Here is a 2,129-nt window from a genome sequence, read left to right as displayed (position 1 = left end):
GCACGAAACGATGCAGCAGTGATAACATCCAGTGATAGTGATACGCCGTTCGTGACATATCTGCGGCGTTTGCCTACAACATATCAATACACATGGACTGAAACCGGAAGTGTAACACAAAATGGCGCTCCTGCAGGGGGTAGTGGTAGTGGGGCTTCGTGGAGTAATGCATACTCGACTCTATTCGACGGCGATAACGAGTACGCTGACCTAGGAACCATTGGTGCCGGACATTCACTCATGTTAAATGGATCTGATGCCACTATCAGCGCCTGGATAAAACAGCAGCCCGGAGGTGACCAATGGCAGAGAATAGTGGATAAATCCAATAACAGCAGTGCCGCCAACGGTTATGGCCTTTATGCCCATGCGCCTAACCGCCAGATCTGGGTTCAGGTAGACGGAAATGGCTGGAGAACCAGCAACAATGCATATGAATTTGATACCTGGACACATGTGGTCGGGGTGATAACAGCCAGCTCCTTCACGATCTACCTAGATGGAGCAGAGGTTAGTGGTTCATGGGGCTCTGGTAGTGCAACACAACCACCAAATGTATCAACTAACATGAGAATAGGAACATGGAATCATTCAACTGCCCGGGAATTTGATGGGAATATCGATGAAATCTCAATATGGAATGAAGCCCTTTCATCAAGTGAAGTTACTGAACTTTATAATTCAGGAAGTCCTGATAACCTTGCAGACCATTCAACTTATTCTAATCTTGTTTCATGGTGGAGGATGGGTGATGACGATACGTACCCAACATTGAAAGATAACAAAGGTTCAAATGATGGAACTATGACCAATATGGAGTTTGGTGATATTGAAGCAGATATCCCTTGACCGCACTCAGAACAACGGTATTGAAATGGAATGGACTAGAGAGATTAAAACAACTCACAGGTATGAAGAAGGCTTCACTCTGGGAGAGTTGCTGGTGGTAATCGCCATAATGTCGATATTGGCAGGGGTTGCCGTGGGTTCGTTTACGGGACTAATCGGCAGTGGTAAATCGGAAGCGGCCAACTTCGAGAAAATGGCAGTGCAGACAGCAATAGATGCTCATATGGGTGTTTCAGCCTCGGCCACTATGACTGCTCGCAGTAGTGCAGCAGTGATAACGTCCAGTGATAGCGATGCTCCGTTTACAAGATATTTGCGTAGGTTACCAACGACTTATGAATATGTCTGGCTTGCCAGTGGAAGCGTTACTCAATACGGTGCCCCAGCAGGAGCTGGCAGTGGCGGAGGTGGTGCAGGAGGAGGCGGTACCGGCCTGCCTACCCCGATCGCCCATTGGCCTATGGATGAAGGTTCTGGGGTTAGCGCAATGGATTCGATTGGAAGCAATCACGGGACAATATTTAACGCAACCTGGACTACCGATGGCGTAAGTAGTAATGCGCTGCGGTTTGATGGTAGTGGTGATTATGTTGAAACCAGCTTGCTGGCCACAACAATCACTGGAGACTACACATTCGAAGCATGGGCCAAAGCAGATAGTTTTGGTACTTGGGCTGGCGTTGTGTCTTCAAATCTGAGTAGCCCATATAACGGCTTCAATCTGCAAATTGGAAATTCGCAGCGTATCGCGGTTTGTGCGATGTCTGGCGGTAATTTTACCTATACGCGGACAAGCTGGGCCCCGACAACGGGAGTATGGTATCACCTGGTTGGTGTTCATGATAGTTCTACCAATATTAATACACTTTACGTTAATGGAAATAATGAAGACTCCGATGAACAGGCTGTTACTATGCCAAGTCTGAATGTGATGATTGGAAGGTTCTATTGTAATGCTAACAGTCTATATTTCGATGGCATCATAGACGAAGTAGCAATTTATGATGAAGCACTGAGTGAGACGGAAGTCCAAGCGCTATTTGATGCCCTGGATCCAAGTTAACTGGAATCAATGAGCGAGACTAAAATCCACAAGATGCAGGGAGGTCGAGAGAATGAGTAAATTCGATTGGAAAGAAAGTGGTTTTACCCTGGGAGAATTGCTGGTGGTGCTGGCTATCATGACAGTTCTGGTTGCAGTAGCTGTGGGAAGTTTTACGGGGTTGATAGGAACTGGCGAGGAAGTGACCAAAACATATGAAAATGAGGCGGTTCAAGTG

Annotated in this window: 3 protein-coding genes; all 3 read left to right on the top strand. The window is 46.9% G+C overall.

What is annotated here, in order from left to right:
• Nucleotides 1-849 (top strand): LamG domain-containing protein (locus GY843_RS00855; protein ID WP_297305828.1); only part of this gene is annotated, 849 nt, incomplete at its 5' end.
• Nucleotides 830-1,912, top strand: a complete 1,083-nt coding sequence (locus GY843_RS00850; protein WP_297305827.1) for a LamG-like jellyroll fold domain-containing protein — start codon at nt 830-832, stop codon at nt 1,910-1,912. The genes GY843_RS00855 and GY843_RS00850, both read left to right, overlap by 20 nt.
• A gap of 52 nt (nt 1,913-1,964) precedes the next feature.
• Nucleotides 1,965-2,129 (top strand): Tfp pilus assembly protein FimT/FimU (locus GY843_RS20970; RefSeq protein WP_367183780.1); only part of this gene is annotated, 165 nt, incomplete at its 3' end.

This window comes from Neptuniibacter sp. (genome assembly GCF_024231755.1).
Classification (GTDB): domain Bacteria; phylum Pseudomonadota; class Gammaproteobacteria; order Pseudomonadales; family Balneatricaceae; genus Neptuniibacter.
This window is presented reverse-complemented; position numbering and strand designations above follow the sequence as displayed.